The organism is Mesorhizobium sp. M0276 (genome assembly GCF_040321755.1).
Classification (GTDB): Bacteria; Pseudomonadota; Alphaproteobacteria; order Rhizobiales; family Rhizobiaceae; genus Mesorhizobium.
The window spans coordinates 1-23,345 of record NZ_JAMYSC010000076.1; the positions used below are offsets into that span (position 1 = coordinate 1).

22 protein-coding genes and 2 pseudogenes are annotated in these 23,345 nt (G+C 61.5%); 11 read left to right on the forward strand and 13 right to left on the reverse strand.

Annotated elements, in window-relative coordinates; all coding sequences use genetic code 11:
* Nucleotides 1-392: 392 nt before the first annotated feature.
* From NKJ01_RS32495 to panB, 9 genes and pseudogenes are all read right to left on the reverse strand, one after another.
* A complete protein-coding gene (locus NKJ01_RS32495; RefSeq protein ID WP_352664527.1) occupies nucleotides 393-647 on the reverse strand; it encodes a helix-turn-helix domain-containing protein in 255 nt (84 codons plus the stop codon).
* A gap of 554 nt (nucleotides 648-1,201) precedes the next feature.
* Complete coding sequence (glmS, locus tag NKJ01_RS32500; RefSeq protein ID WP_352734388.1) at nucleotides 1,202-3,022, reverse strand: glutamine--fructose-6-phosphate transaminase (isomerizing); 1,821 nt, start codon at nucleotides 3,020-3,022, stop codon at nucleotides 1,202-1,204.
* A gap of 1,014 nt (nucleotides 3,023-4,036) precedes the next feature.
* Nucleotides 4,037-5,013, reverse strand: a pseudogene (locus tag NKJ01_RS32505) (hypothetical protein).
* A 173-nt stretch (nucleotides 5,014-5,186) separates the two neighbouring features.
* Nucleotides 5,187-5,597 carry a DUF2285 domain-containing protein gene (locus tag NKJ01_RS32510; RefSeq protein WP_352734390.1) on the reverse strand — a complete coding sequence of 137 codons (411 nt, stop codon included), beginning with the start codon at nucleotides 5,595-5,597 and terminating at the stop codon, nucleotides 5,187-5,189.
* Between the two features lie 58 nt (nucleotides 5,598-5,655).
* Nucleotides 5,656-6,030 carry a transcriptional regulator domain-containing protein gene (locus tag NKJ01_RS32515; RefSeq protein WP_352734392.1) on the reverse strand — a complete coding sequence of 125 codons (375 nt, stop codon included), beginning with the start codon at nucleotides 6,028-6,030 and terminating at the stop codon, nucleotides 5,656-5,658.
* A 22-nt stretch (nucleotides 6,031-6,052) separates the two neighbouring features.
* Nucleotides 6,053-6,685 (reverse strand): acyl-homoserine-lactone synthase, encoded by a 633-nt coding sequence (locus NKJ01_RS32520; RefSeq protein WP_352734394.1) that lies wholly within the window; start codon nucleotides 6,683-6,685, stop codon nucleotides 6,053-6,055.
* 93 nt (nucleotides 6,686-6,778) lie between these two features.
* Nucleotides 6,779-7,504, reverse strand: coding sequence for a LuxR family transcriptional regulator (locus NKJ01_RS32525; protein ID WP_352734396.1), 726 nt, complete (start codon nucleotides 7,502-7,504; stop codon nucleotides 6,779-6,781).
* A 92-nt stretch (nucleotides 7,505-7,596) separates the two neighbouring features.
* Nucleotides 7,597-8,460, reverse strand: coding sequence for a pantoate--beta-alanine ligase (gene panC / locus NKJ01_RS32530; RefSeq protein ID WP_023795254.1), 864 nt, complete (start codon nucleotides 8,458-8,460; stop codon nucleotides 7,597-7,599).
* Nucleotides 8,457-9,317 (reverse strand): 3-methyl-2-oxobutanoate hydroxymethyltransferase, encoded by an 861-nt coding sequence (gene panB, locus NKJ01_RS32535; protein ID WP_352734398.1) that lies wholly within the window; start codon nucleotides 9,315-9,317, stop codon nucleotides 8,457-8,459. The genes panC and panB overlap by 4 nt, the downstream gene beginning before the upstream one ends.
* A gap of 170 nt (nucleotides 9,318-9,487) precedes the next feature.
* On the opposite strand from panB, the gene NKJ01_RS32540 reads away from it, so the two are divergent.
* The 11 genes from NKJ01_RS32540 to groL all read left to right on the forward strand — a co-directional run bounded on the left by NKJ01_RS32540 (nucleotide 9,488) and on the right by groL (nucleotide 21,474).
* Complete coding sequence (locus tag NKJ01_RS32540; RefSeq protein ID WP_352567807.1) at nucleotides 9,488-10,456, forward strand: NUDIX hydrolase; 969 nt, start codon at nucleotides 9,488-9,490, stop codon at nucleotides 10,454-10,456.
* Between the two features lie 67 nt (nucleotides 10,457-10,523).
* On the forward strand, nucleotides 10,524-11,498 hold the full coding sequence (gene nadA / locus NKJ01_RS32545; RefSeq protein WP_352695841.1) for a quinolinate synthase NadA: 975 nt from the start codon (nucleotides 10,524-10,526) through the stop codon (nucleotides 11,496-11,498).
* On the forward strand, nucleotides 11,495-13,036 hold the full coding sequence (locus NKJ01_RS32550) for an L-aspartate oxidase (protein WP_352734400.1): 1,542 nt from the start codon (nucleotides 11,495-11,497) through the stop codon (nucleotides 13,034-13,036). The genes nadA and NKJ01_RS32550 overlap by 4 nt, the downstream gene beginning before the upstream one ends.
* Nucleotides 13,036-13,890 carry a carboxylating nicotinate-nucleotide diphosphorylase gene (gene nadC / locus NKJ01_RS32555; protein WP_352734402.1) on the forward strand — a complete coding sequence of 285 codons (855 nt, stop codon included), beginning with the start codon at nucleotides 13,036-13,038 and terminating at the stop codon, nucleotides 13,888-13,890. The genes NKJ01_RS32550 and nadC overlap by 1 nt, the downstream gene beginning before the upstream one ends.
* A gap of 100 nt (nucleotides 13,891-13,990) precedes the next feature.
* Nucleotides 13,991-14,989, forward strand: coding sequence for a biotin synthase BioB (bioB, locus tag NKJ01_RS32560; protein ID WP_352604139.1), 999 nt, complete (start codon nucleotides 13,991-13,993; stop codon nucleotides 14,987-14,989).
* Nucleotides 14,986-16,140 (forward strand): 8-amino-7-oxononanoate synthase, encoded by a 1,155-nt coding sequence (locus NKJ01_RS32565; RefSeq protein ID WP_352734404.1) that lies wholly within the window; start codon nucleotides 14,986-14,988, stop codon nucleotides 16,138-16,140. Before bioB ends, NKJ01_RS32565 begins: the two co-directional genes overlap by 4 nt.
* Entirely contained in the window at nucleotides 16,137-16,772 is a 636-nt protein-coding gene (gene bioD / locus NKJ01_RS32570; protein ID WP_352734406.1) for a dethiobiotin synthase, read from the forward strand. Before NKJ01_RS32565 ends, bioD begins: the two co-directional genes overlap by 4 nt.
* Nucleotides 16,772-18,037, forward strand: coding sequence for an adenosylmethionine--8-amino-7-oxononanoate transaminase (locus NKJ01_RS32575; RefSeq protein WP_352734408.1), 1,266 nt, complete (start codon nucleotides 16,772-16,774; stop codon nucleotides 18,035-18,037). Before bioD ends, NKJ01_RS32575 begins: the two co-directional genes overlap by 1 nt.
* Entirely contained in the window at nucleotides 18,034-19,017 is a 984-nt protein-coding gene (bioZ, locus tag NKJ01_RS32580; RefSeq protein WP_352734409.1) for a 3-oxopimeloyl-[acyl-carrier-protein] synthase BioZ, read from the forward strand. The genes NKJ01_RS32575 and bioZ overlap by 4 nt, the downstream gene beginning before the upstream one ends.
* 429 nt (nucleotides 19,018-19,446) lie before the next feature.
* The gene (gene groES, locus NKJ01_RS32585) at nucleotides 19,447-19,743 is read left to right on the forward strand and encodes a co-chaperone GroES (protein WP_019863563.1); all 297 of its coding nucleotides are present in this window, start codon (nucleotides 19,447-19,449) and stop codon (nucleotides 19,741-19,743) included.
* A gap of 66 nt (nucleotides 19,744-19,809) precedes the next feature.
* Nucleotides 19,810-21,474 carry a chaperonin GroEL gene (groL, locus tag NKJ01_RS32590; RefSeq protein ID WP_352734411.1) on the forward strand — a complete coding sequence of 555 codons (1,665 nt, stop codon included), beginning with the start codon at nucleotides 19,810-19,812 and terminating at the stop codon, nucleotides 21,472-21,474.
* A gap of 265 nt (nucleotides 21,475-21,739) precedes the next feature.
* On the opposite strand, the gene NKJ01_RS36570 is transcribed toward groL, so the two are convergent.
* The 4 genes and pseudogenes from NKJ01_RS36570 to NKJ01_RS32610 all read right to left on the reverse strand — a co-directional run.
* On the reverse strand, nucleotides 21,740-22,414 hold the full coding sequence (locus tag NKJ01_RS36570) for a hypothetical protein (RefSeq protein WP_502905936.1): 675 nt from the start codon (nucleotides 22,412-22,414) through the stop codon (nucleotides 21,740-21,742).
* 13 nt (nucleotides 22,415-22,427) lie between these two features.
* A pseudogene (locus NKJ01_RS32600) lies at nucleotides 22,428-22,796 on the reverse strand (DDE-type integrase/transposase/recombinase); the annotation flags it as partial.
* 56 nt (nucleotides 22,797-22,852) lie between these two features.
* Nucleotides 22,853-23,086 carry a hypothetical protein gene (locus NKJ01_RS32605; protein WP_352734415.1) on the reverse strand — a complete coding sequence of 78 codons (234 nt, stop codon included), beginning with the start codon at nucleotides 23,084-23,086 and terminating at the stop codon, nucleotides 22,853-22,855.
* A gap of 2 nt (nucleotides 23,087-23,088) precedes the next feature.
* The coding region (locus NKJ01_RS32610; protein WP_352734417.1) for a transposase domain-containing protein at nucleotides 23,089-23,345 on the reverse strand (257 nt) is incomplete at its 5' end.

A 23,345-nucleotide genomic window follows, 5' to 3' on the forward strand; every position in this document is an offset into this window, starting at 1 on the left:
GAGGGTCTTCAATGTCGTCAATATGATCGAGAAAGCTTGCGTCCATCGCCGGTCTCCTTCCCGGCCAACAGAATCCCGCTTGGTTGCCAGAGCGTTAACGATTAATGATTCCGCCCTGTGCTCAAGCCAGCATCGCCTTGCCGACTAGGAAGAGTTCGCGTTACAACCCTTCGTCGCGAGCCGATGCCGTCGTGCACGTTTCGTAGCAGTCCGGGCGGCTTTATCGCCTTGCTGTTCGGCGAGCCCATGTGAAGTTCCTGCATCGGAAAGTTGACGAGATTCTCTTGGCGGTACTGCGCCAGAGGCATTCCAACCGAATCAAGCGTCGACAATCAGCCGCAAGCTTCACACCACAAGAGCGGTAGTCCACCCATTGCAGATTATCCGACTGATCAGGCGGCGTCCGAAATGTGCGACTCTGCCTCAAGGATTCCCACAGGTATGGAAAGCGATCTCGCTATCCGATCCCGATATCCCTTGTTGTACCTCAGACCTCGCTCGATGTTTTGGATTTCCTCAGCGGCAAGCCCGCTCGCGACCGCCAGGTCCTCGATCGAATACCCAAGGTGCTCACGATAAGCGCGGACGATGTGGGTCCCCTGCGACATAGCCGTCAAGACTGGTTCGGGAATGCGCGAATCGTTCATAAACATCTCCAAGAACATGGGAGCTCCCTCGGGAGATACCTCCCCGCGGCCCACACCCAGCAAATCAAAAAGGACGTCCATTCGGCCGGACCGGCCTCATCCATGGAATGGGCCGCCTGAATTGGGAGCCGGGTCGGAATATGGCGGCTCACCCCCTTCTGATCAAGTTCCAGGGCCCCCTCCTGAGATGGCCTGATCAGCTGTAGCGCATCCGACCTGCGATTCCTTCGCGAATAATTCTCGCCGATGGCTTTCTTGAACACCAACTCGAACTCCCGGGACGGACACTGGTTCCTTCGGCCAATCTCCACCGGCGAAGCAGCGAAAGACCCGCTCGTGAAGCCGCCGGCTTTGTGCTGACGTCGGCTCTAGCAAGCTCGATCGCCCTGTGCCCCGATCAACCGGCCGAAAAAGGGATGGCGATTATCATGATGCTGCTACCGAGTTTCCCACATTGCAGCAAACGCTGGTCATCTGGTTTTCATCCGGGCTTGGAATCCAGACAAGGGGTAGCGCTTTCCATCGACGAGCATCGCCACCTGTACAGTTCACAATCATTCGACCGTGACCGATTTTGCGAGATTGCGCGGCTGGTCTACATCTGTCCCCATGAAGAGCGCCGTGTGGTAGGCAAGAAGCTGTATCGGCAGCGAGAAGATCATTGGCGCGATAATCTCGTCGACAACCGGCAGCACGAGCGTGTGCATGGTGTCGAGTTTCGATGCGGCTGCCCCATTTTCATCGGTGATGAGGATAATCCGCCCTCCACGGGCAGCCACTTCCTGCATGTTGGAGACGGTCTTGTCGAAAAAGCGGTCATGGGGCGCGATGACGATCACCGGCATGTTCTCGTCTATCAATGCGATCGGCCCGTGCTTCAATTCACCCGCTGCATAGCCCTCGGCATGGATGTAGGAAATCTCCTTGAGCTTCAGCGCACCTTCCATCGCTAGCGGGAAACTGGTGCCACGGCCGAGATACAGGACGTCATGACACTTTGACAGTTCGCGCGACAAGAACTCGATCTCCGGCTGGATCCTGTTGAGTACCTGGCCCATGACGCGCGGCAATTCGGCGAGGCTCCTTACGAGCGCCTGCAGCTCGTCTTCGGGGACGGTCCCGCGGGCTCTGGCGGCGCCGATGGCGAGTGCGGCTAGTACGGCAAGCTGGCAGGTAAAAGCCTTGGTAGAGGCGACGCCTATCTCAGGTCCGGCAAGGATCGGGAAGACCGTATCGGCCTCCCGAGCGATGGTCGATTCGCAGGCATTGACGATAGCGCCAATTTTCAGCCCACGCTCCTTGCAGTACCTCAACGACGCAAGCGTATCGGCGGTTTCGCCGGACTGCGAAATGAAAAGAGCCGCCGACTGCGGCGGCAAAGGGATGTCGCGGTAACGGAATTCGGACGCAACGTCGATTTCAACCGTCAGGCGCGCATAGCGCTCGAACCAGTATTTTCCGATCAGTCCGGCGAGATAGGCGGTCCCGCAGGCAGAGATCGCCAAGCTCGGAACCTTGGCGAAATCGATGCCAGGAACCATGTCGCGATTCTCTATGATGTTGGTGTAATGACGGAGAGTATGGGCGATAACCTCGGGCTGCTCGTAAATCTCCTTCTCCATGAAGTGGCGATGGCTGCCCTTGTTGGCCAGATCGGCCGCGGCCGTGGAGATATGGCGCGGACGCTCGACGGGATGGCCGTCGATATCGAAGATATGGGCGCCCGAATTGCCGACAACGGCCCAGTCGCCGTCTATGAGATAGGTAATTTCGTTGGTGAAGGGAGCAAGCGCGATCGCGTCGGAGCCCAGGAACATCTCACCGTCGCCGTGACCGATCGCCAGCGGTGGTCCGTTGCGCGCCGCCGTGATGGTCGACGGTTCATCTTCGAAGAGCACGGCAAGCGCATAAGCGCCCCTGACGCGTTTCAGCATGGCACGCGTCGCTTCTTGCGGCCTCATGCCCTCCCGTCGGTATCTTGCCAAGAGATGCGCGACGACCTCCGTGTCGGTGTCGGTCTGGAACTCGGCGCCCACCGCCGCCAATTCGTCCTTCAGCTCGGTGAAATTCTCGATGATGCCGTTATGGACGACGGCGACACCGTCGGTAAAGTGCGGGTGCGCATTGCGTTCCGTCGAGGCCCCGTGGGTTGCCCAACGCGTGTGGCCGATGCCGATATTGCCGCTCAGCGGCTCTTCCTTCAGTCTCCTCTCGAGATTGACGAGCTTGCCCTCGGCGCGCCGGCGATGCAAGGCGCCCTCGATGATCGTCGCAACGCCGGCGGAATCATAGCCGCGATATTCCAAACCCTTCAACGCGCCGACCAACCTATCCGACACCGGCTGTTGCCCAACGATGCCAACAATCCCGCACATGTTCGTCTCCGCATTCTTTCGGGCAGCTTCAGAGGCGAGACGGATACCCACCGGCCGCTTTATGACGGACCTTGTAGTAGTACGCGGTAATATTGGTAAAATTGATTGTAGTGATAACTACCATCCACCCCATGGATAAGGCCGCGTCTGTGGGCCCTGACCTAACTTCTATTCGTGCCTGACGCTCTTATGACGATCGCAAACTCACATACGCGGCAGGATCACGCGGTGAGCGGTGAAGCCTCAGAGAGGCCAGCAGGCCTTGGACAGCGGACGTACGACGCCGCGCCCCGCCGATTTGGCAGCCGATGTTAAGCAAGGCGTCATCCCACAAGGTGACATCCTCGGCCCTTCGGCGGTCTCGCTTCGCCTCGTCAAGGGCGCATGGCGAAACTGTATCGTGGGGCCCAACGCCAACGACCGCGTTGCACTACAACGTCTGGTGAGGGCGAAGGCGACTGGAACCGGGCTCGCCTCGGGACGCTATTCGGACAGGAGAAGGCCTTCCGCATCATTGCCATTCTTGACCGCGAGCGCGCGCGTTTGCAGACACGAGCGGAATCGTCACGCGCAACTCCGAGGCGGCAGCCCGCGCGGCGGCCATGTAGGACATCGCGCCAGCAAAAGCCGGCCCTGGCATTTTCCGCTCGGCACTCAATCTTCGATTTAGCGTACTCAGCAGATGCGGGGGACAGGATTATCGGTGTCGCAAAGTGCGCATCTCAGCGTACATCAAACTCGGAGCTGGCGCGTCTGCTTGCGTCCATCGATCCGCCCATGGGTCTCGCGAAATGTGCAACTCATCCAAGCCGCATTACGCAGGGGGGATAAGCCATCTAACCTCGATTCAAACAGGCACTCATGCGCTGGCTGAAGTAATGACGAGACTCATTGCACCAGCCCAATTCATGTGCAGACAACCGCTTTGGGCGCCGAACAGATCGATTGGCGGCATAGCCTTATCTTGCCTCACAAGACTTGCGGTCCGGGAAGGCCGTTTCGGGACTTTTCGAATCAGCGGATCACAGGCTCGCCATGGAAGCGGCGGCGCGATGGAGGAGAAACGCCGAAGCCAACTTCCATCATCAGCCGTGGCCTGTGCGCCGGCACGGTGCCCATATGGAACCCGAACGGATCCTCGACGAAACCGAAACCGGCCTCGCCGGTCAGCGTGACCGGGCTCTGCTTGCCGTACACGTCCAGAATCTCTTGCGCGGGATGGCCGGCGACACGCGTAAGTTGGTGCTTGAGGGCGCGGCGATCATGGCTGCCGCGGACATAGACATGCGGGCCGGTCCCCTCGTCGACGGGCACCAGATAGAAAAAGAACTTCAGCATCCGCCAGTCGTCCAGGTCGAAGTGGTATTTGCCGAGCGAAGCCAGGTTCTTGTCGGCGTCGGAGGCCTGGCCGGTCGGGAAGCTCCACCAGACGCGCGTTGTGATCAGCGTCGCCTGGCCGCCGAGATAGGGCGCGGCAATATCCATGAGCAGCGGATCGTTTTGGATGGCAACGGCCGAGTTACAGCCCAGAATGCGCTCGAAATAATGGCCGCTGAGCAACGGACGGCCAAATCGCGCCTCAGCCTCCGCATGCTCCGCCGGCATGAATTCGAGTCGGCGATCGAAATTGCCGAAACAAGGTGTGCACCTGGCGAATGCGGCTACATCTTCAGGCACCATTGTTGGCAGGACGAGGCCGGGAAAAAGCCCATCCATCCGCAGCGCGTCGACAACGTCCTGGCAATTGACACCGGCAAACATCGTGTCCTGGGCTCTTTGCGACCTTCGGACCGGCTTTGCACCACGCCAGTGCATTCTCCGTGCCGGCATGGTGCGCGCCAAAATATGAACATGGGCAGCCACGCCGGGTTCTCGCGAATATCCGACAGGTAGGTCGGAATGCGTACGGCTATGCGACCCAGCATGCTGCCGTTTCGGGCGATTGTCTCAAGGCTTGCAGCGCCGGCTTTGTCGGGGTTCATAACGGTCATCGGGATCCTCAAGGCATGAATGCACTTATCGACGAAGGTTGGTCCCAGTGCTTCGCCGAAACCCGATTCGCCGCGGAAGAACTAGGCGCTCGCCACGTTTTGTGCAACGCACAATTGCAGTGAGAAATGGAGGTTGCGCGTTCTAATAAGACAGACAAGCACAACCACCCGAATTACCTCAGGAACTGTCTGTAGCCGCCGCCCATCAGGTAGCGGCCACGTTGGATGGCGCGACGTACCTGATCGCGAAGATGGCCACCTGGATGACGCCAATCTTCTTCGACACGGCGTCTCCCGAACAAGGCAATGGCGACCTCCTGATGAGATGCTCCTGCAAGCGAGCCATCCAAAGCCTGGAGTACGATACGCAGACGCGCTCCGCGGTGTTCCGGCGGAAAGCAAGCAGCTGACAGGCGGCCGCAACCATTGACGTGGTTCAGGAACTGAAGGGCAGCGACATGGAACTTGAGGTGCTGCGGCTGAACAATTGCGTCGACATATAGCCGCAACGGGCCGAGGACGGACGCACCGGAAACGGCGATCTGCAGACTCCGGCAGTTCTCCCTCAGCAGCACGTGCTGCACGCCCGCAGCTGTCAGCAGGATGTCCTTGCAGCATGAGAGCGAAGAAAGGTGAAGCGGTTCAAAATCGTGGTCGAGCCCAAGCGGCTCCGCGGCCGCTCGTAGAATACAGGCGCAATCGCGCGGATCCCAAAAGACCCTTGCCGATGTAGCGTCCGAAAGTGGCGCGTCGGCGAAAAAGAAGGCTCCATTGTCTTGGGAGAGCTGATCCTGTCGTCAACTCGATTATCTGCATGTCGCCTTGGGGTCCGACAATGCAGGCGGACGGTGCCATTTTGGCGTGGTCGCGCTGGAATTGTGGATTGCGCCGAAGAAACTCCCAGGCCCAGCCAGTGCGTGGCAATCGTCTGGCATAGTGGTAAGCGTCGTGGCGACGCCAGTCCGGCCAGCATTCAAGGCCGACCGTCGCTTCCTTGGGCAGACCAGCATCCTTCATGGCTCAGGTGTCCACAATGGCGCTATGCCGACGGGCCTAGAACCGGTTGCCACAGTACCGGTCCAATCAGACGTCCCCTGCTGCGGATGCGCAAAAGGCTCGCGTGGGAAATCTCGAGAAACCCAGCCACCGCCTCCGTTTTGCCGACGCACTTGGGTTCTCCGATGCGCGACAATGGCCACGTAGCCAGGCGGAGGATCCGCTCCATGCGCGTATCCGTCACCGTTACTATCCGGGTCAGATTTTTGGCCAAGCCGAACTCGATCATGCCCGCGAAGAGCTCGTAGGTCGCCTGGGCCAGCCCGCCCGCGGCCTTGGGCGCCGACGGAGGAAGATCGAGCGCGAAACGACTGCTCTCCCATATGTCGGTGGTCGAGGGCACGACGTCAGCACCCAGCAGCACCGGGAACGTGTCGCGCAACATTGTGGGTCCGGTGCTGGGCGGAAGACGCACGCAACCGCGAATTCGCCAGTCGGATCCTTTGAGGAGCAGATAGACAGGCTTGAGAGCATCAAACGGATCGGATTCCATCTGGTCTTCGGTATCAACTTCCCAATCGAGCCTTTCCTTGAATACCCGAAACCTGAGCCCGTGCATGTCTTTGAGTTCGCCCGCAAACTCGTTGTAAAAGTCTGGTGTTATCAGTTGCATCATGGTCGCCTCCATGTGGGATGTGTTCCCGCCATCGAAGGGCAAAGCTGACAGCGATGCAGCCTGTAGAGGTTTACAGGTATCGTGGCTGAAGAATCAGGATCTCGTCTGGCCGGAGGCAGCCATTCGTGCAACGGCTTGGTTGATCGTTCGAACGCCAAACTTTGCCTTGGCGTTTTCCAGATGAAAGGTCACGGTGCGCTTTGAGACGCCGAGAAGCTGGCTGGTATCCCAAGCCGACTTGCCGCGCGCCGCCCATCTCAGGCACTCGAACTCCCGCGGGGTGAGCGTTACACCATCCACCACGCGATCATCGGCGAGCCTGCGCCGGACGTGGATATGAAAGTTGATGGCCACCAGCTGCAATGCTTTTTCGTAACGTGCCAGTGACCGTAAAAGAGGCGGACGGGACTCGTCGGAAGCAAAGGTCAGGGCAGCAAACCGGCCGAGATGATCATGCATGGACATCGTCAGGCCGCCGCAGATGCCAAACTCAGCCGCACTCTCCAGAATTTGTTGCTGCGAATTCGGCAGACAGTGTCGAGCGCGATCCACGCCCCAATCGAATGTATCCCAGCCTTGCAGCCCGCGCAGGATGACCGGATCAAGACTGTGGTACCGCTGTTGCAGATAACGTGATGTCCAGGATGAAGGATAGTTTGAAATCAATTGGGGGGCGTCGCCGGAGGCCGACGGGTAAGTGAAATAGGCGAATAGCGGGAAGTCGAAGCCGGCTGCAGCGGAGGCCATCGCCTCACAGAGATCGGCAGCATCAACACTTGCAGACAGTTGCTCGACGAAGTTCTCAAACACGCGATGCATTTGCCCTGTGCGTAACCTCCGTTCGCTCAATGCCAGGCAGAGACCTCGTTTTAAACGATCCCGGACGGATACAGCGCGTGCCGAGAACGTGGCTAATCTGTTGAACCAATCCGAAATAGTCTGACGTTGTCTATGAGACGTGTGCCGCCGAGCCAGGCCGCGGCAAGCAACCGTGCCGGTCGATCAAGGCTTGTCATCGGGTGCAGATCTGCCTCTTCGCGAAGTTCCAGGTATTCGACCTCGCGATAGCCTGCAGCCAGAATTGCTGCGCGAGATTCTGCAAGCGTTGGCAGGACGGGTGAGCCGCGCCCAAGCCGCTCAGCCGTCTTGAGCAGGACCGATGATAGCTTGGGAGCAACAGCGCGTTGCGCTGGCGAGAGCCGCACATTACGCGATGATAGCGCAAGACCGTCGGCTTCACGGACTGTCGGACAGGCAACAATGGTGATTGGAATATCCAGATCCCGGGCCATGCGCCTGACCAGGTGAATTTGCTGAAAGTCCTTTTCGCCAAAGAAGCCGAAGTCAGCGCTGGTCTGCAGGAAGAGCTTGGCGACGACGGTCGCCACGCCATCGAAATGTCCCGGCCGGAAGGCACCGCACAGGCCCTCGCTGACACCGGACACCGAAACGGTGGTGGCGAAGCCCGCCGGATACATCTCCTCTGCATCTGGCGCATAAAGCAGGTGCGCGCCCACCGGTGCCAGCTTGGCGGCATCCTCGTCCTCGGTGCGCGGATACGCGGCAAGATCGGCCTGGCTATTGAATTGCTTCGGGTTGACGAAGAGCGTCACGATCACACGGTCTGCTTTCTCGAGTGCAGCGCGCACCAGGCTGAGATGGCCCTCATGCAGGACGCCCATCGTTGGCACCACGGCAATCCTCACGCCCTCGCGGCGCCATGCGGCGACGATTTCGCGAAGCTGGTCAACGCTCCTGACGATCGGCACGCTCACGCTGCTTCTCCGCTCTTGGTGGCGTCCGTGTCGGCGGGCTTGGGCGCATCGGCAAACACGTGCTTGGCGGCCGGAAACTGGCGCTCCTTCACCTCGCGCGCATAGGAAGCGATCGCAGCCGCAGCCGCCTCCCCCAGTTCAGCATAGCGCTTGACGAACTTGGGTCGGAAGTCGCCGAAGAGGCCGAGCATGTCGTCGACGACGAGAATCTGGCCGTCACAGGCTGCCGAGGCACCGATGCCAATGGTCGGGGCCGCCACCTCCCCGGTGATCCGGCGGGCGAGCGCTTCAGGAACCTTTTCCAGGACGACCGCAAAGGCGCCCGCTTCGCTCACCGCAATTGCGTCGCGCCTGATGCGCTCGGCATCCCCGCCCCTGCCCTGCACGCGGTAGCCACCGATGGCGTTGATGGCCTGCGGCGTCAAGCCGACATGAGCCATGACGGGCACGCCGCGTGCGGCGAGGAAGCCGATCGTCTCTGCCATCGTTTCGCCGCCTTCGAGCTTGACGGCAGTGCAGCCGGTCTCCGACATGACGCGCGCAGCATTTCGGAAAGCCTGCTCTGGGCTTTCCTCGTAGGAACCGAACGGCAGGTCGACCACCATCAGCGCCTGCTTGATGCCACGGCGCACCGCCTGGCCGTGAGTGATCATCATCTCCAGCGTGACACCGAGCGTCGAGGGCAGGCCGTGGAGAACCATGCCGACGCTGTCGCCGACGAGCACCACATCACAATGGGGATCGACAAGCCGGGCGACTGGGGTGGTGTAGGCGGTAAGGCAGACGAGCGGCGTCCCACCTTTGCGCGAACGAATATCCGGCGGTGTGATCGCCTTGGTGTCACCAAACGCGCTCAATGGATCCTCCTTCCCCTACGTTACCAACCGCGGGTGTCGCCTTTGGCACATTTTTGTGCAGGTGCGAAGAGCTAAAAATGCCCGTGCAGCTGTGGGGTGTTGACGTGCCGACAGGCGCGCTTACACTAAATCGATTAAGGTCCCCCGAGCTGGCCAAGTAATTCGCGAACATGGACGATCAGGCAATACGACTCAGGAAAGACAGAGCCGCCTTCAAGGCCGACGACGTCAAAGTGGACCTGATCGCCCTTGTCGTCGCCGTAAACGACAGTGAACCCTGTGTCCTCACCATCGGCCAGGCAGACACCTTGCCCTCCGGTCCCTTTGCGCTTGAGCACCGATCGCTGCAATCCGGCTTGAGGGGGTGGGTCGAGCAGCAGACCGGCCATCGGCTGGGGTACATTGAGCAACTTTACACGTTCGCTGATCGGGATCGCATCGGCGCCGAGCGCCAGCAGCGCGTCATCTCCATCAGCTATCTTGCATTGACCCGCAAGGAACAGGCAGCGGGCTCGCCCAAGTGCGGATGGCAGAATTGGTATGAATATTTTCCATGGGAGGACCACCGCTCCGGCACGCCTCCGGTCGTGCTGGACGTTCTGCGACCACGCTTGATTGAATGGGCAAACGGCGTCCGCGATGCGGCCACGCGACGTGAACGCTGGCAGCGGGCGACGATAGCCTTCGGCTTCGACGACCGCCTTTGGAACGAGGAACTCACGCTTCAACGCTATGAGCTAGTCTACGAAGCAGGCCTGGTCCAAGAGGCCGTAAGAGGGCGGGACGCGGCGCCCCCTCCGCTGGTGCCCAGCAAGTCCATGGTCGCCGATCATCGCCGCATCGTGGCGACCGGCATTGCGCGGCTGCGCTCCAAGATCAAATACCGGCCGGTCGTCTTTGAGCTGATGCCGCCGGTCTTCACGCTTTTGCAGCTGCAGCGAACCGTGGAGGCGCTCGCCGGCAGGCTCATCCACAAGCCGAACTTTCGCCGACTGATCGAACAGCAGGAGCTGGTCGAGGAGACCGGAGAGGCCACCACTGAGACCGGCGGCCGGCCAGCGAAGCTTTTCCGTTTCCGCCACGCCGTTCTCGACGATAGGCTCATCGCCGGGACAAAATTGCCGCTGGCGCGGGGTTGACATCCCTTATACTCACAGCAAGTATATGCTGGTTATTTTCAATTAGAGTATAAGCGGGAGGGGGTCGATGAGCGCCATGCTGCCTACGGCCGCGTTGCTCTACGAGCACGTCCGACGAGTGATCCCGCCGATCGAATGGCCGGCTTTCGCCGAGGATATCGAGGCGATCCTTGCTCTGAAGCGCGAGCGCAACGCCATCATCCTGGCGCACAACTATCAGACGCCCGAGATCTTCCATTGCGTGGCCGACATCGTCGGCGACAGCTTGGCACTAGCCCGCACGGCTGCGACGATCGAGGCGCAAGTCATCGTGCTGGCCGGCGTCCATTTCATGGCCGAAACGGCCAAGCTCCTTAATCCGGACAAGACCGTGCTCATTCCGGATCTCAGCGCCGGTTGCTCGTTGGCGGAATCAATCACGGCAGAAGACGTGCGCTTGATGCGCCAGCGTTATCCCGGCGTTCCGATCATCACTTATGTAAACACGTCGGCCGAGGTGAAAGCCGAGTCGGATATCTGCTGTACATCCGGCAACGCCAAGGCGGTCGTCGAATCCCTTGGGGTTCTCCGGGTGATCATGCTGCCGGACGAATATCTGGCCCAGAATATCGCCGCCCAGACCGATGTGCAGATCATCGCCTGGAAAGGGCATTGCGAGGTGCATGAGCGCTTTACACCGGCCGACATCCGCGAGCTGCGCGAAAGCCATCCCGGCGTGGTCGTGCTCGCCCATCCCGAATGCCCGCCCGACGTCGTGGCTGAAGCAGATTTTTCCGGCTCGACGGCTGCCATGTCCGACTATGTCGAAAGGCAAAGGCCGCCACGTGTCGTGCTGATGACGGAATGCTCGATGAGCGACAACGTCGCGTTAGCGCACCCAGAGGTCGAGTTCATCCGGCCCTGCAATTTGTGCCCGCACATGAAGCGGATCACGCTTGCCAACATCCGCACGGCGCTCGAGCAGAACCAACATGTCGTAACCATCGAACCCGGGATCGCCGGGCGCGCGCGGCTTGCGGTCGAACGGATGCTGGCAGTTTGAGCGCCGACCTCCGCAGCTTCTTCGGGCGGCCGATCATCATCGGCGCCGGCATCGCCGGACTGATGACCGCGCTTCAACTGTCGCCGGAGCCGGTGCTTCTTCTGTCAAGGTCGCTGCTGGGAGCTGACAATTCGAGCACCTGGGCACAGGGGGGTCTGGCTGCAAGTTTCGGCGAAGACGACGATCCGGCAATGCACCTGGCCGATACGCTTGCCGCCGGGGATGGTCTCTGCGACAGAGACGTGGCGAGCCGCATCCTCCAAGCCGCGCCCAAGGCGATAGAGGGGCTTGCGGGCTTTGGGGTTCCCTTTGACCGCACGCCGAAAGGATCACTGTGCCTCGGATTGGAGGCCGCACACAGCCGACGTCGGATCGTTCATGCGCATGGGGACGGCACCGGGCGTGAGATCATGCGTGCCCTGATCGCGGCTGTGCGTTCCACTCCGTCGATAGTTGTCGTGGAGGGCGTGGAAGCACGCCGGCTGGCCGTGCGAGAGAATGCGATCCGAGGCGTCTGGGCGAGCTGTTCGATCGGACCTTTCTTCTTCGGCTCACGGCGGGTCGTCCTCGCCACCGGTGGCATCGGGGGACTGTTTCTCGACACCACGAACCCTTGGGGCAGTTGCGGACAAGGCCTTGCACTTGCGGCCCGCGCTGGAGCTGTCCTAGCCGACCTCGAATTCATCCAGTTCCACCCGACCGCGCTTGACGGCCCAGACCGCCCTATGGCCCTGGTCAGCGAGGCTGTCCGAGGCGAAGGTGCTGCCCTGATCGATGAAACCGGCCAGGCTTTTCTTCAAAGCGTGCCAGGGGCGGAACTTGCGCCTCGCGATGTCTTGGCCCGCGCCGTGTGGAACCATCTTGCGAACGGCCACCGTGTTTTTCTCGACGCCCGACAACGGCCTGGCCCGGCATTCGCTCGACATTTCCCGACAATCGCATCAGCCTGTCGTGGAGCGGGCATCAATCCCGCGCGCGATCTCATCCCCATTCGTCCGGCCCAACACTACCACATGGGTGGCGTTGCCGTGGACAGCTTTGGCAGGACCTCCGTCGAGGGGCTGTGGGCCTGCGGCGAAGTCGCTTCGACAGGACTGCATGGCGCCAACAGGCTCGCCAGCAATTCCTTGACCGAGGCAATCGTGTGCGCCCGCTGGGTCGCTGAAAGTGTCGCCGGAACGCCTGCTCGCAGAACAAGACCTGCGTTTGCGAACGTTTACCCACCGCCCGCTCCGATACCCGTGCGTGTTTTCCTGTCGCGCGCACTCGGCATCGTCCGGGACGGTGAAGGGTTGAAAGCAGCCGCGCGTGCCTTATTGCCGCTCGCCGAAAGCAAGGATGCGGTCTCGGATCCGGCGGCTGTGGGGCTAATGATCGCGGTTGCCGCCTTGTTGCGCGAAGAAAGCCGCGGCGCTCATTACCGGACAGATTTTCCTCATCATGCGACTGCCGCCCGACGGTCCGAAATCACGCTCGAAGCCGCCTTGGCCGCTGCGCGCGAACTCGGACACTCGCCAAACTTGGAAGGGGCAAAGTGATGAGGCTCTCACCGCTTCCCACGGTCATGCTTGAGCCGCTTGTACGGGCATCGCTTCTTGAAGACCTTGGCAGAGCCGGCGACTTGACCACGGATGCCATCGTCCCGAAGGAATACCAAGCGGGAACCGTGTTGGTGGCGCGACAGTCCGGAGTTGTCGCCGGCCTCGATCTGGCGATGCTCGCTTTCCACCTGATTGATCCTGATGTCGAAATCTCGGTGGAGCGGGCAGACGGCTGCAATGTCGTGGATGGAGAGATCATTGCATCAGTGGTTGGCCCGGCCCGGGCCATTCTCACAGCCGAAAGGACGGCACTCAATTTTTTGTGCCATCTGAGCGGCATCGCCACAGCAACGGCATCGATCGTCGCTGCGGTTCGTGGATATGGCGCGAAGATCGTCTGCACACGCAAGACGACGCCTGGATTGCGGGCAGTCGAAAAATATGCTGTGCGCGCAGGTGGCGGGTCCAATCACCGCTTCGGCCTGGACGATGCAATTTTGATCAAGGACAACCACATCGCCATCGCAGGCGGCGTCCGCCCAGCGCTCGAGCGAGCACGAAGAGCGGCCGGTCATCTCGTCAAGATCGAAGTCGAGGTCGATACTCTGGCCCAGTTGGAGGAGGTACTTGGCTTCGCTCCCGATGCGGTTCTGCTCGACAACATGTCCCTCCCCGATCTTCGCCGCGCCGTCGCAATCGTCGGTGGCCGCGCTATCACCGAGGCTTCTGGCGGGATCACGTCCCATACAGCGCGAGCGGTTGCCGCGACCGGCGTTGATCTGATTTCGGTCGGCCGACTCATCCACAGCGCGCCGATCCTGGATATCGGCCTCGACCATCGGGGCTCATGATTGTCTGAGTAACGAACAGGATTTGGTCAACTGTCCTCTCCGATCGTCGACAGTCAGATAGCAAAGACCCCGCAAGACAGACCGGAGGAACAGCATGGACATGCAAACGGCAAGTTCAACGCAGACATCGCCACAGGCTCAATCCCCTGACACTGGAGCGTGGACCCTGGAAAAGGCTCAGGCACTTTACCATGCCCCCTTCAACAATCTCCTCTTCCTGGCGCAGACCGTACACCGCCAGAATTTCGATCCAAACAAGGTCCAGCTCAGCCGGCTGCTCAGCATCAAGACGGGCGGATGCCCGGAGGATTGCGGCTATTGCAGCCAGTCGGCGCATCACGAGACCGGCCTGAAGGCGTCGAAGCTGATGGAGGTCAGGCGCGTCGTCGCCGAGGCGAAGAAAGCGCGTGACGCCGGCGCCACGCGTTATTGCATGGGAGCCGCCTGGCGGAACCCCAAAGCGCGCGACATGGATGCGATGGTGGCGATGGTCGAGGGCGTCAAGGCGCTGGGCATGGAGACCTGCATGACGCTGGGCATGCTCGATCTTGAGCAAGCCGCTCGTCTGAAGCAGGCGGGTCTCGATTATTACAACCACAATATCGATACGTCGGAACGCTACTACAGCGAGGTCATCAGCACGCGGAGTTTCGCGGAGCGGCTCGAGACACTCGAGCACGTTCGCCAATCTGGCATCAAGGTCTGCTGCGGCGGCATTATCGGCATGGGCGAGGAGCCGGTGGACCGGATCGACATGCTGGTGACGCTGGCCAATCTGCCGGAACATCCGCAAAGCGTTCCGATCAACATGCTGATTCCGATCGCCGGCACGCCGCTTGCCGATGCCAAGCCCATTGAGCCGATCGAATTCGTGCGCGTGATCGCGCTGGCGCGCATCATGATGCCGAAATCGCATATCCGTCTCTCCGCCGGCCGTATGGCCATGACCGACGAGATGCAGGCGCTGTGCTTTTTTGCCGGCGCCAACTCGATTTTCGTCGGCGACACGCTGCTGACGGCGGACAATCCCGGTGAGGACAAGGATACCCTGCTGTTCCGGCGCCTTGGCATCGAGCCGATGGAACTCGAAGCGCAATGAACGGGGCACCGCTTGCCCGCTATGAGGCGACCTTGCAGGGACTGGCGCGCAAGGACCGGCTGCGGACGCTGAAGCCGCGCGCCGGGCGCGACTTCTCGTCGAACGACTATCTCGGGCTTGCCGCCTCCAAAAGACTTGGCGAAGCGGTTGCGGCGGCGATTGCGCGTGGCACGCCGGTTGGCGCCACCGGGTCGCGGCTCTTGCGCGGCAATGCACCGGAACACGAGCAGCTCGAGGCAGACGCGGCGGCATTCTTTGGAGCCGACCGCGCGCTGTTCTTCGGCAGCGGCTACATCGCCAACTTCGCTCTGCTGAGTGCCCTGCCGCAGAAGGGCGACCTTTTGGTCCTCGATGAGCTCGCCCATGCCAGCATGCATGAGGGTGCGCAGGCCGGGCGCGCACAGTTCGTGCTGGCCGCGCACAACGACGCCAATGCTGTCGAGGATGCGATCACGCGTTGGCGCGCCGAAGGCGGCATAGGATGCGTCTGGATCGCGGTGGAGAGCCTTTACAGCATGGATGGCGACTGCGCGCCTTTGGAGAGCCTGGTCGCGCTTGCCGATCGGCACGAGGCATTCATCGTCATTGACGAGGCGCATTCGACCGGCGTCTGGGGACCGGACGGCCGGGGGCTTGCCGACGCTTTCGAGGGCCGCGACAACATCGTCGCGCTCCACACCTGCGGCAAGGCGCTCGGCGCATCTGGTGGGCTCGTGACCGGGCCGAGGGCACTGTGCGAGTATCTGATCAACCGTTGCCGGCCATTCATATACGCCACCGCGCCATCGCCGCTGATGGCAGTGGCAGTGCGCGAAGCGCTCGCAATGCTCGCCGACGAGCCTATGCGGCGTGTTCAGCTGCAAGAACGCGTTGCTTTCGCCGGCCGCCAGCTGGCCGAGCGCTGCGGCGTGATACCCAGCGGCTCGCAGATCCAGCCCCTGGTAATCGGCGATGTCAGGCGCACCATGGCAGTGGCGGCGCGCCTGCAGGCCCGCGGCTTCGACATACGCGGTATTCGTCCTCCGACCGTGCCCGAGGGCACGTCGCGGCTGCGCATCTCACTGACGCTCAATATCGGCGAAGCCGACATTTCCGCCATGGTCGAGGCGCTGGTCGAGGTGTTGGCCCAAAGATTGCCGGAGGCGATATGACCCAACGCATCGTCATCACCGGAACCGACACGGGAGTTGGCAAGACCGTGTTTGCGGCTGGGCTCGCCGGTTTGCTCGACGGCTTTTACTGGAAACCGGTGCAATCGGGCCTCGACGGCGAGACCGACAGCGAGGTGGTCGCGCGGCTTGCCGGCTTGCCCTCAGAGCGCGTGCTGCCGGAAGCCTACCGCTTGCGGAGCCCGCTGTCGCCGCATCGTTCGGCCGAGATCGACAGCGTCGCGATCAAGGCTGACGATCTTAACTTTCCCGTCCTACCGACGCCGCTCGTCATCGAAGGCTCCGGCGGCCTGATGGTGCCGCTCAACCGGCGCACAAGGTTCATCGACATCTTCGCTGAATGGCGGCTGCCCGTTATTCTGTGCGCCCGCACCACGCTCGGCACCATCAACCACGCCTTGCTCTCGGTCGAGGCGCTCCGCGCCCGCTCCATCCCGTTGGCGGGCATCGCTTTCATCGGCGACGAGATGGCCGATACGCAACGGACTATCGTGGAATTCAGCGGTGCGCCGCAGCTCGGCAGGCTGCCGCACCTCGATGTGCTGACGGGCAAAACACTGAGGGACGCAATGATTGCCGGCTTCGCCTTCGCCTCGATTACTGGAGGTGACTGATGTCGCAGTCCCATGTCTGGCATCCCTTCACCCAGCACGCGCTCGAGCCTGCGATCCCAGAAATCGTCCGGACTGAAGGCGCCTATCTCCGCAGGGCCGACGGCGCCCGCATCCTGGACGCCATCTCCTCCTGGTGGGTCGTCACACATGGCCACCGCCATCCCCGCATCATGAAGGCAATCGAGACAACCGCGTCGAGCCTCGACCAGATTATCTTTGCGGGCTTCACGCACGAGCCGGCAGAGCGCTTGGCCAAGGCGCTTGTCGGCCTCGCTCCCGCTGGACTCGACTGGGTGTTCTATTCCGACAGTGGCTCGACCTCGGTCGAAGTAGCGCTGAAGATGGCACTCAGTTATTTCCGCAACATCGGCGCCCCACGCTCGCGCATCGTCGTCATGGATCACAGCTATCATGGCGACACGATCGGCACGATGAGCGTCGGTGCGCGTGGCGTGTTCAACGCCGCCTACGAACCCTTGCTGTTCGAGGTCGACACCATCCCCTTTCCGGCAGCGGGGCGCGAGCAGGAGACGCTGGATCGTTTAGAGGCTGTGACCCGCGATCGACGAGTCGCAGCCTTAATCGTCGAGCCGCTGGTGCTGGGCGCCGGCGGCATGCTGATGTATCCGGCTTCAGTTCTGGCCGAATTGAAGAAGATCACTGAGGCCTCCGGCACGCTGCTGATCGCCGACGAAGTGATGACCGGCTGGGGGCGGACCGGAACCATGTTCGCCTGCGAGCAGGCATCGATTTCTCCAGATATCCTGTGCACCTCGAAAGGCCTGACCGGCGGCGCCATCCCGCTGGCCGTAACGCTTGCCACCGATGCCATCTTCCAGGCTCATTATTCCGAGGACCGGAAGAAGACGTTTTTCCATTCGAGCTCCTACACTGCCAACCCGATTGCCTGCGCGGCAGCACTTGCCAATGTCGAGATCTGGCGGGACGAGCCGGTGGCCGAGCGCATTGCGGCCTTGAGCGCAATGCAGGGCACCGGGCTTCGACGCTTTCGCGACAACAGCTTCTTCACCGACTGCCGGGCGACCGGCACGATCGCGGCGCTCGACCTGCGAACCGGTTCCGCAGGTTATCTCGCCGAGATCGGACCGAAACTGCGCGCTTTCTTCCTCGAGCGAGGGCTACTTGTGCGCCCGCTCGGCAATGTCCTCTACTTTCTGCCACCCTATTGCATCACCGGCGACGAACTCGAGCGACTCTATGACGCCATTGAGGAGGCGGGCGAACGCTTCGGGTCCAGGCCATGAGCAGGTCGTCGCGTATTCTCGGGTTTGGCCATCATGCGCCCGGTCGCAAAGTGGCGAATGCCGAAATCGAGAGCAATCTCGGTCTTGATCCAGGCTGGATCGAAAGGCGTACCGGGATACGGTCGCGCTTCTGGGCAACCGACGAAGACACGCTGTCTGGTCTTGCTGCGCAGGCCGGCGACATGGCGCTGGCGAACGCCGGCATTGCGCGCCACGACATCGGTCTGCTGCTGCTTGCCACCTCGACGCCCGACCATCTTCTGCCGCCCAGCGCGCCGCTGGTCGCACACAAGCTTGGCCTTGGCCGCGCAGGCGCGGTGGATCTGACCGGCGCCTGCGCCGGCTTCATCTACGCGCTCATGTTCGCGGACGGATTTACCCGCCTGCACGGCAAAGCGAGCCTTGTTATCGCCGCCAACATCCTCAGCCGCCGCATCAATCCAGCCGAGCGCGCAAGCTCGGTCCTGTTTGCCGATGCCGCCGGCGCCCTGGTGATCGGTCAGTGCTATGATGCTGATCGGGGCATTCTCGGTGCCTCGGTGGATTCGGACGGCTCGCGATACGGGCTGATCCAGATTCCCGCAGGAGGAAGCAACAAGCCGTTCCACGGTGACCTCGATCTCGCGCAAACCCGAATGAGGATGACGGACGGCCGCGAAGTGTTCGCAATGGCCGTGGAGATGATGACCGATTGCTCGACAAGCGCTCTAGCCGCTGCCGGAGTGCGGCCACACGATCTCGGCCGGTTCGTGCCGCATCAGGCCAATGCTCGGATTTTCGACGCGGTCGGGAGGAACCTCGGCATCGCGGACCAAGCAATTGTCAAGACGATTGCCGAATACGGCAACTCTTCGGCCGCGACGATCCCGCTGTCGCTCTCGCTCGCCAACCAGACGGAGCCATTCCAGCCTGGAGAGAAAATCCTTCTGTCGGCGGCGGGTGCGGGTGTCAGCGGCGGCGCTCTCGTGGTTGGAATCTAGCCGGCCGGCTCACGCGCGCAGGACTGGTCATGAATGGCGATAGGGCAACAGAACCAATGCCAAAATGGCCTTCTGAAGCTCGACATGACCGAGCTGACGCAGCACGACGCGTGCGAGCCTCTGGATGAGATCAAATGCATCACCCGTTGCATCATTCGTGCCATCTGAATAAAGCTCAAATACAAAGGGTGAGCCGCCCCATATATGTCTGATACCCGACATTGTTCACATAAAAGGCTCGATGCTTACACGCTCTTTGCTCTCTTCTCTTTGCTGTCTGCTCTTTTCTCTTTGCTCTTTGCTCTTCCGTCTTGACTAGCAGGAGCATGCGGCTTATCTCATTGCCGCGTTAGCACTCGCTTCGGCTGAGTGCTAAGCACGCTCCGGCAACGGAGAACCGTTCAACATCCGCACCAAGGAAATCCAAAAATGGCAAAGTCGAATTTCCGGCCGCTGCATGACCGCGTGGTCGTTCGCCGGGTCGAATCCGAATCCAAGACCGCCGGCGGGATCATCATCCCGGATACGGCGAAGGAAAAGCCGCAGGAAGGCGAGATCATCGCCGTCGGCTCCGGCGCTCGTGACGAAGCTGGCAAGCTGGTCCCGCTGGACGTCAAGGCCGGCGACCGCATCCTGTTCGGCAAGTGGTCGGGTACCGAAGTCAAGCTCAATGGCGAAGACCTTCTGATCATGAAGGAATCCGACATCATGGGCATCATCGGCTGACACGCTGCCGCCTTTCCTTCGCACCATCAAATCTGAATTTCGGGCGAGATGCCCAGGAGTAAAAAAATGGCTGCCAAAGACGTAAAATTCTCCCGCGATGCCCGTGAGCGCATGCTTCACGGCATCAACATCCTCGCCGACGCGGTGAAGGTGACCCTCGGTCCCAAGGGCCGCAACGTCGTCATCGACAAGTCGTTCGGCGCACCGCGCATCACCAAGGACGGGGTCACCGTCGCCAAGGAAATCGAACTTTCCGACAAGTTCGAAAACATGGGCGCGCAGATGATCCGCGAAGTTGCTTCGAAGACCAACGACATCGCCGGTGACGGCACCACAACCGCGACCGTTCTGGCGCAATCGATCGTCCAGGAAGGCAACAAGGCCGTTGCCGCCGGCATGAACCCGATGGACCTGAAGCGCGGCATCGATCTGGCCGTGACCGAAGTCGTCGCGGCGCTCGGCAAGGCTGCCAAGAAGATCAAGACCTCCGAGGAAGTCGCCCAGGTCGGCACGATCGCCGGCAATGGCGACGAGTCGGTCGGCAAGATGATCGCCGAAGCGATGCAGAAGGTCGGCAACGAAGGCGTCATCACGGTTGAGGAAGCCAAGACCGCCGAGACTGAACTCGAGGTCGTCGAAGGCATGCAGTTCGACCGCGGCTATCTCTCGCCGTACTTCGTCACCAACGCCGACAAGATGGTTGCCGAGCTCGAGGACGTCTACATCCTCCTGCACGAGAAGAAACTCTCCAACCTGCAGGCGATGCTGCCGGTCCTCGAAGCCGTCGTGCAGACCTCGAAGCCGCTGCTCATCATCTCGGAAGACGTCGAAGGCGAGGCGCTCGCCACGCTGGTCGTCAACAAGCTGCGTGGCGGCCTTAAGATCGCCGCCGTCAAGGCGCCGGGCTTCGGTGATCGCCGCAAGGCCATGCTGGAAGACATCGCCATCCTCACCGGTGGCCAGGTCATCTCGGAAGACCTCGGCATCAAGCTCGAGAACGTCGGCCTCAACATGCTCGGCCGCGCCAAGAAGGTGTCGATCTCCAAGGAGAACACCACCATCGTCGACGGCGCCGGCAAGAAGGCCGAGATCCAGGGCCGCGTCGCCCAGATCAAGCAGCAGATCGAAGAGACCACGTCGGACTACGACAAGGAGAAGCTGCAGGAACGTCTGGCGAAGCTCGCGGGCGGCGTTGCGGTGATCCGCGTCGGCGGTGCGACGGAAGTCGAAGTCAAGGAAAAGAAGGACCGCGTCGATGACGCCCTCAACGCGACCCGCGCGGCCGTCGAAGAAGGCATCGTTGCAGGCGGCGGCGTCGCTCTCCTGCGCGCTTCGGCCGACATCAAGGTCACCGGCGTCAACGCCGACCAGGCTGCCGGCATCAACATCGTTCGTCGTGCGCTGCAGGCTCCGGCCCGCCAGATCGCGGCCAACGCCGGTGCGGAAGCATCGATCGTTGCCGGCAAGATCCTTGAGAACAAGGGCTTGACCTTCGGCTACAACGCCCAGACCGGCGACTATGGCGACATGATCGCCATGGGTATCGTCGATCCGGTCAAGGTCGTGCGCACGGCCCTCCAGGACGCGGCCTCGGTCGCCGGCCTGCTCGTCACCACCGAAGCCATGATCGCGGAGGCTCCGAAGAAGGAGTCGGCTGGCGGCGGCATGCCTGGCGGCATGGGCGGCGGCGGCATGGGCGGCATGGGCGGCATGGGCGGCATGGATTTCTAATCCAGCCCCTATCAACCTACAGCGGAAAGGGCGGCAGCAATGCCGCCCTTTCCTTGTGTGCCGAACATGATCGACAACTTGGAGTGCGTCCCGAGGATCTCCTTCGAGCCTCACCGCATGGTCGAGAATTAGGATCTTGTCCGATCGAGCAATTCGCGGGCTCAACCTGGTCAAACCGGCGCCCCCTACGAACTGCCCGATCCTTGAGGATTCCGCTGCGCGACAATCACGATGATTCATTCAGTTGGTAGCTATAGGCGGTGAATCATGAGGGGCATTGAGGAGCGTGGCAAGGCGCCCAGTGGAGCAGACGCGCTCTGAGCCTCAAGATCAAGCGTTTCCTCCTCTGAGTATCCTTGATCTGCCGCTGGACATTCTCGTTGATATTGCTGAGCGGCTCAGCCCGATGGATCTGCTGAGGATGTCGCACACAAATCAAGAGCTGCGTGTCGCCGCGATGATAGTCGCAACGCCTCAAGAAAGGCGGATCCAGGTTCAGGCCATCTGTGGAGCCCTTGCAACCGGGCTCCAGCAGCGTCTCGTCGTCGTGGCAGAGGGGCCTCGTGACCCCGACGACTGCGCTTCGGCCTTGTGGGGCCTCGGAGCGGGCGTGGCAGCGCTTGCACCCGAGCTCTAGCGGCGTCTCATCCTCCTCGCCGAAGGGCTTGAGCCCAGGTCTCAGACCATTGCCCTGGAGGGCCTCGGAGCAGGCGTGGGTGGCCTTGCCCAACTTCAGCCGATCCAGGATTGCGATCAGCAGGTCATGATCTAGCGTCGTCATCACCAGCTCCCTCCGACCACCGCTTCGTACTCGGCGAATGGCCGCAGCAAGCTGGCCGGGGGTGATCTTGATGCGCTCGGCGCGCACCGGCCCTTCGAAGCCGGCAACGCCGACAAAAGGCTCTGTCGCAAACCTGGAAATGGGGGTGTGAACGGCCATTTCGGCCTGTCCGTCAGGCAGCGAGGATATCGAAACAGCGATCGACAGACTTGTAGGCATACCTCGCCTGTCGCTTGCCCATCATGTGGATCATCTCGATGCCGGAGAGGATAACCACGGCGCTCGCCTGCGACTTGAAGCCGAGCATGGCTCGAACGCGGCGCTTGATACGCCGGTGATCCTGTTCGATCCGATTGTTGAGATACCGGCTATTGCGGATGCGTATCGGCTTCAGCGGTCGCCGCGATCGCTGCCGCAGCCGGCTTTCAGAGTCGCAGGAAAGGATCGCTTCGTAATTGGTCTGGCTGCCGTCGATGACGATGCGCTCCGGCCGGCCATGGCGCGTCAGCGCCTTGCGGAGGAAGCGTTGGACCGTACGCATCCGGTGAAGACCGCAGACGTGCGTATCCGGCGGCCTTGAGCACCGCGGTGCTGGGGTCAAGCTTTCGATGGGGAGACGCGATGATATTCTTCGAGAAGGAGTTTGACCTCCTCGATGCCTTCATCGGCGAAGGCCAAGATCCCGTCGTCATCGTTGGCGCCGTAGACCCAGATGACGCCGTCCTCGGGCTCGAGACCGAGGGTCAGGTCCTGGATGAGCGCATCGCTGACGCCGAGGTCCCTGGCGACACGTTCGACGGTGTAGACGTGATGCACCTTATTGCGCTGCATGATCAGGCCGCCGCTGGTTGGGTCCGCAATTGTGCGGATCTCCAATTCCACGGCAGCAAATCATCGATCCGATGAGCTGGGTGGGCTGCGATGCGCGCCAGGATATCGGCGAGCCAGGCCTGCGGGTCGATATCGTTCATCTTGGCGCTGACGATCAGGCTGTAGAGAACGGCAGCGCGCTGTCCGCCGCGATCGGAACCGCAGAACAGCCAGGACTTTCTGCCGAGAGCGATGCCGCGCAGGGCTCGCTCGGCTGCAT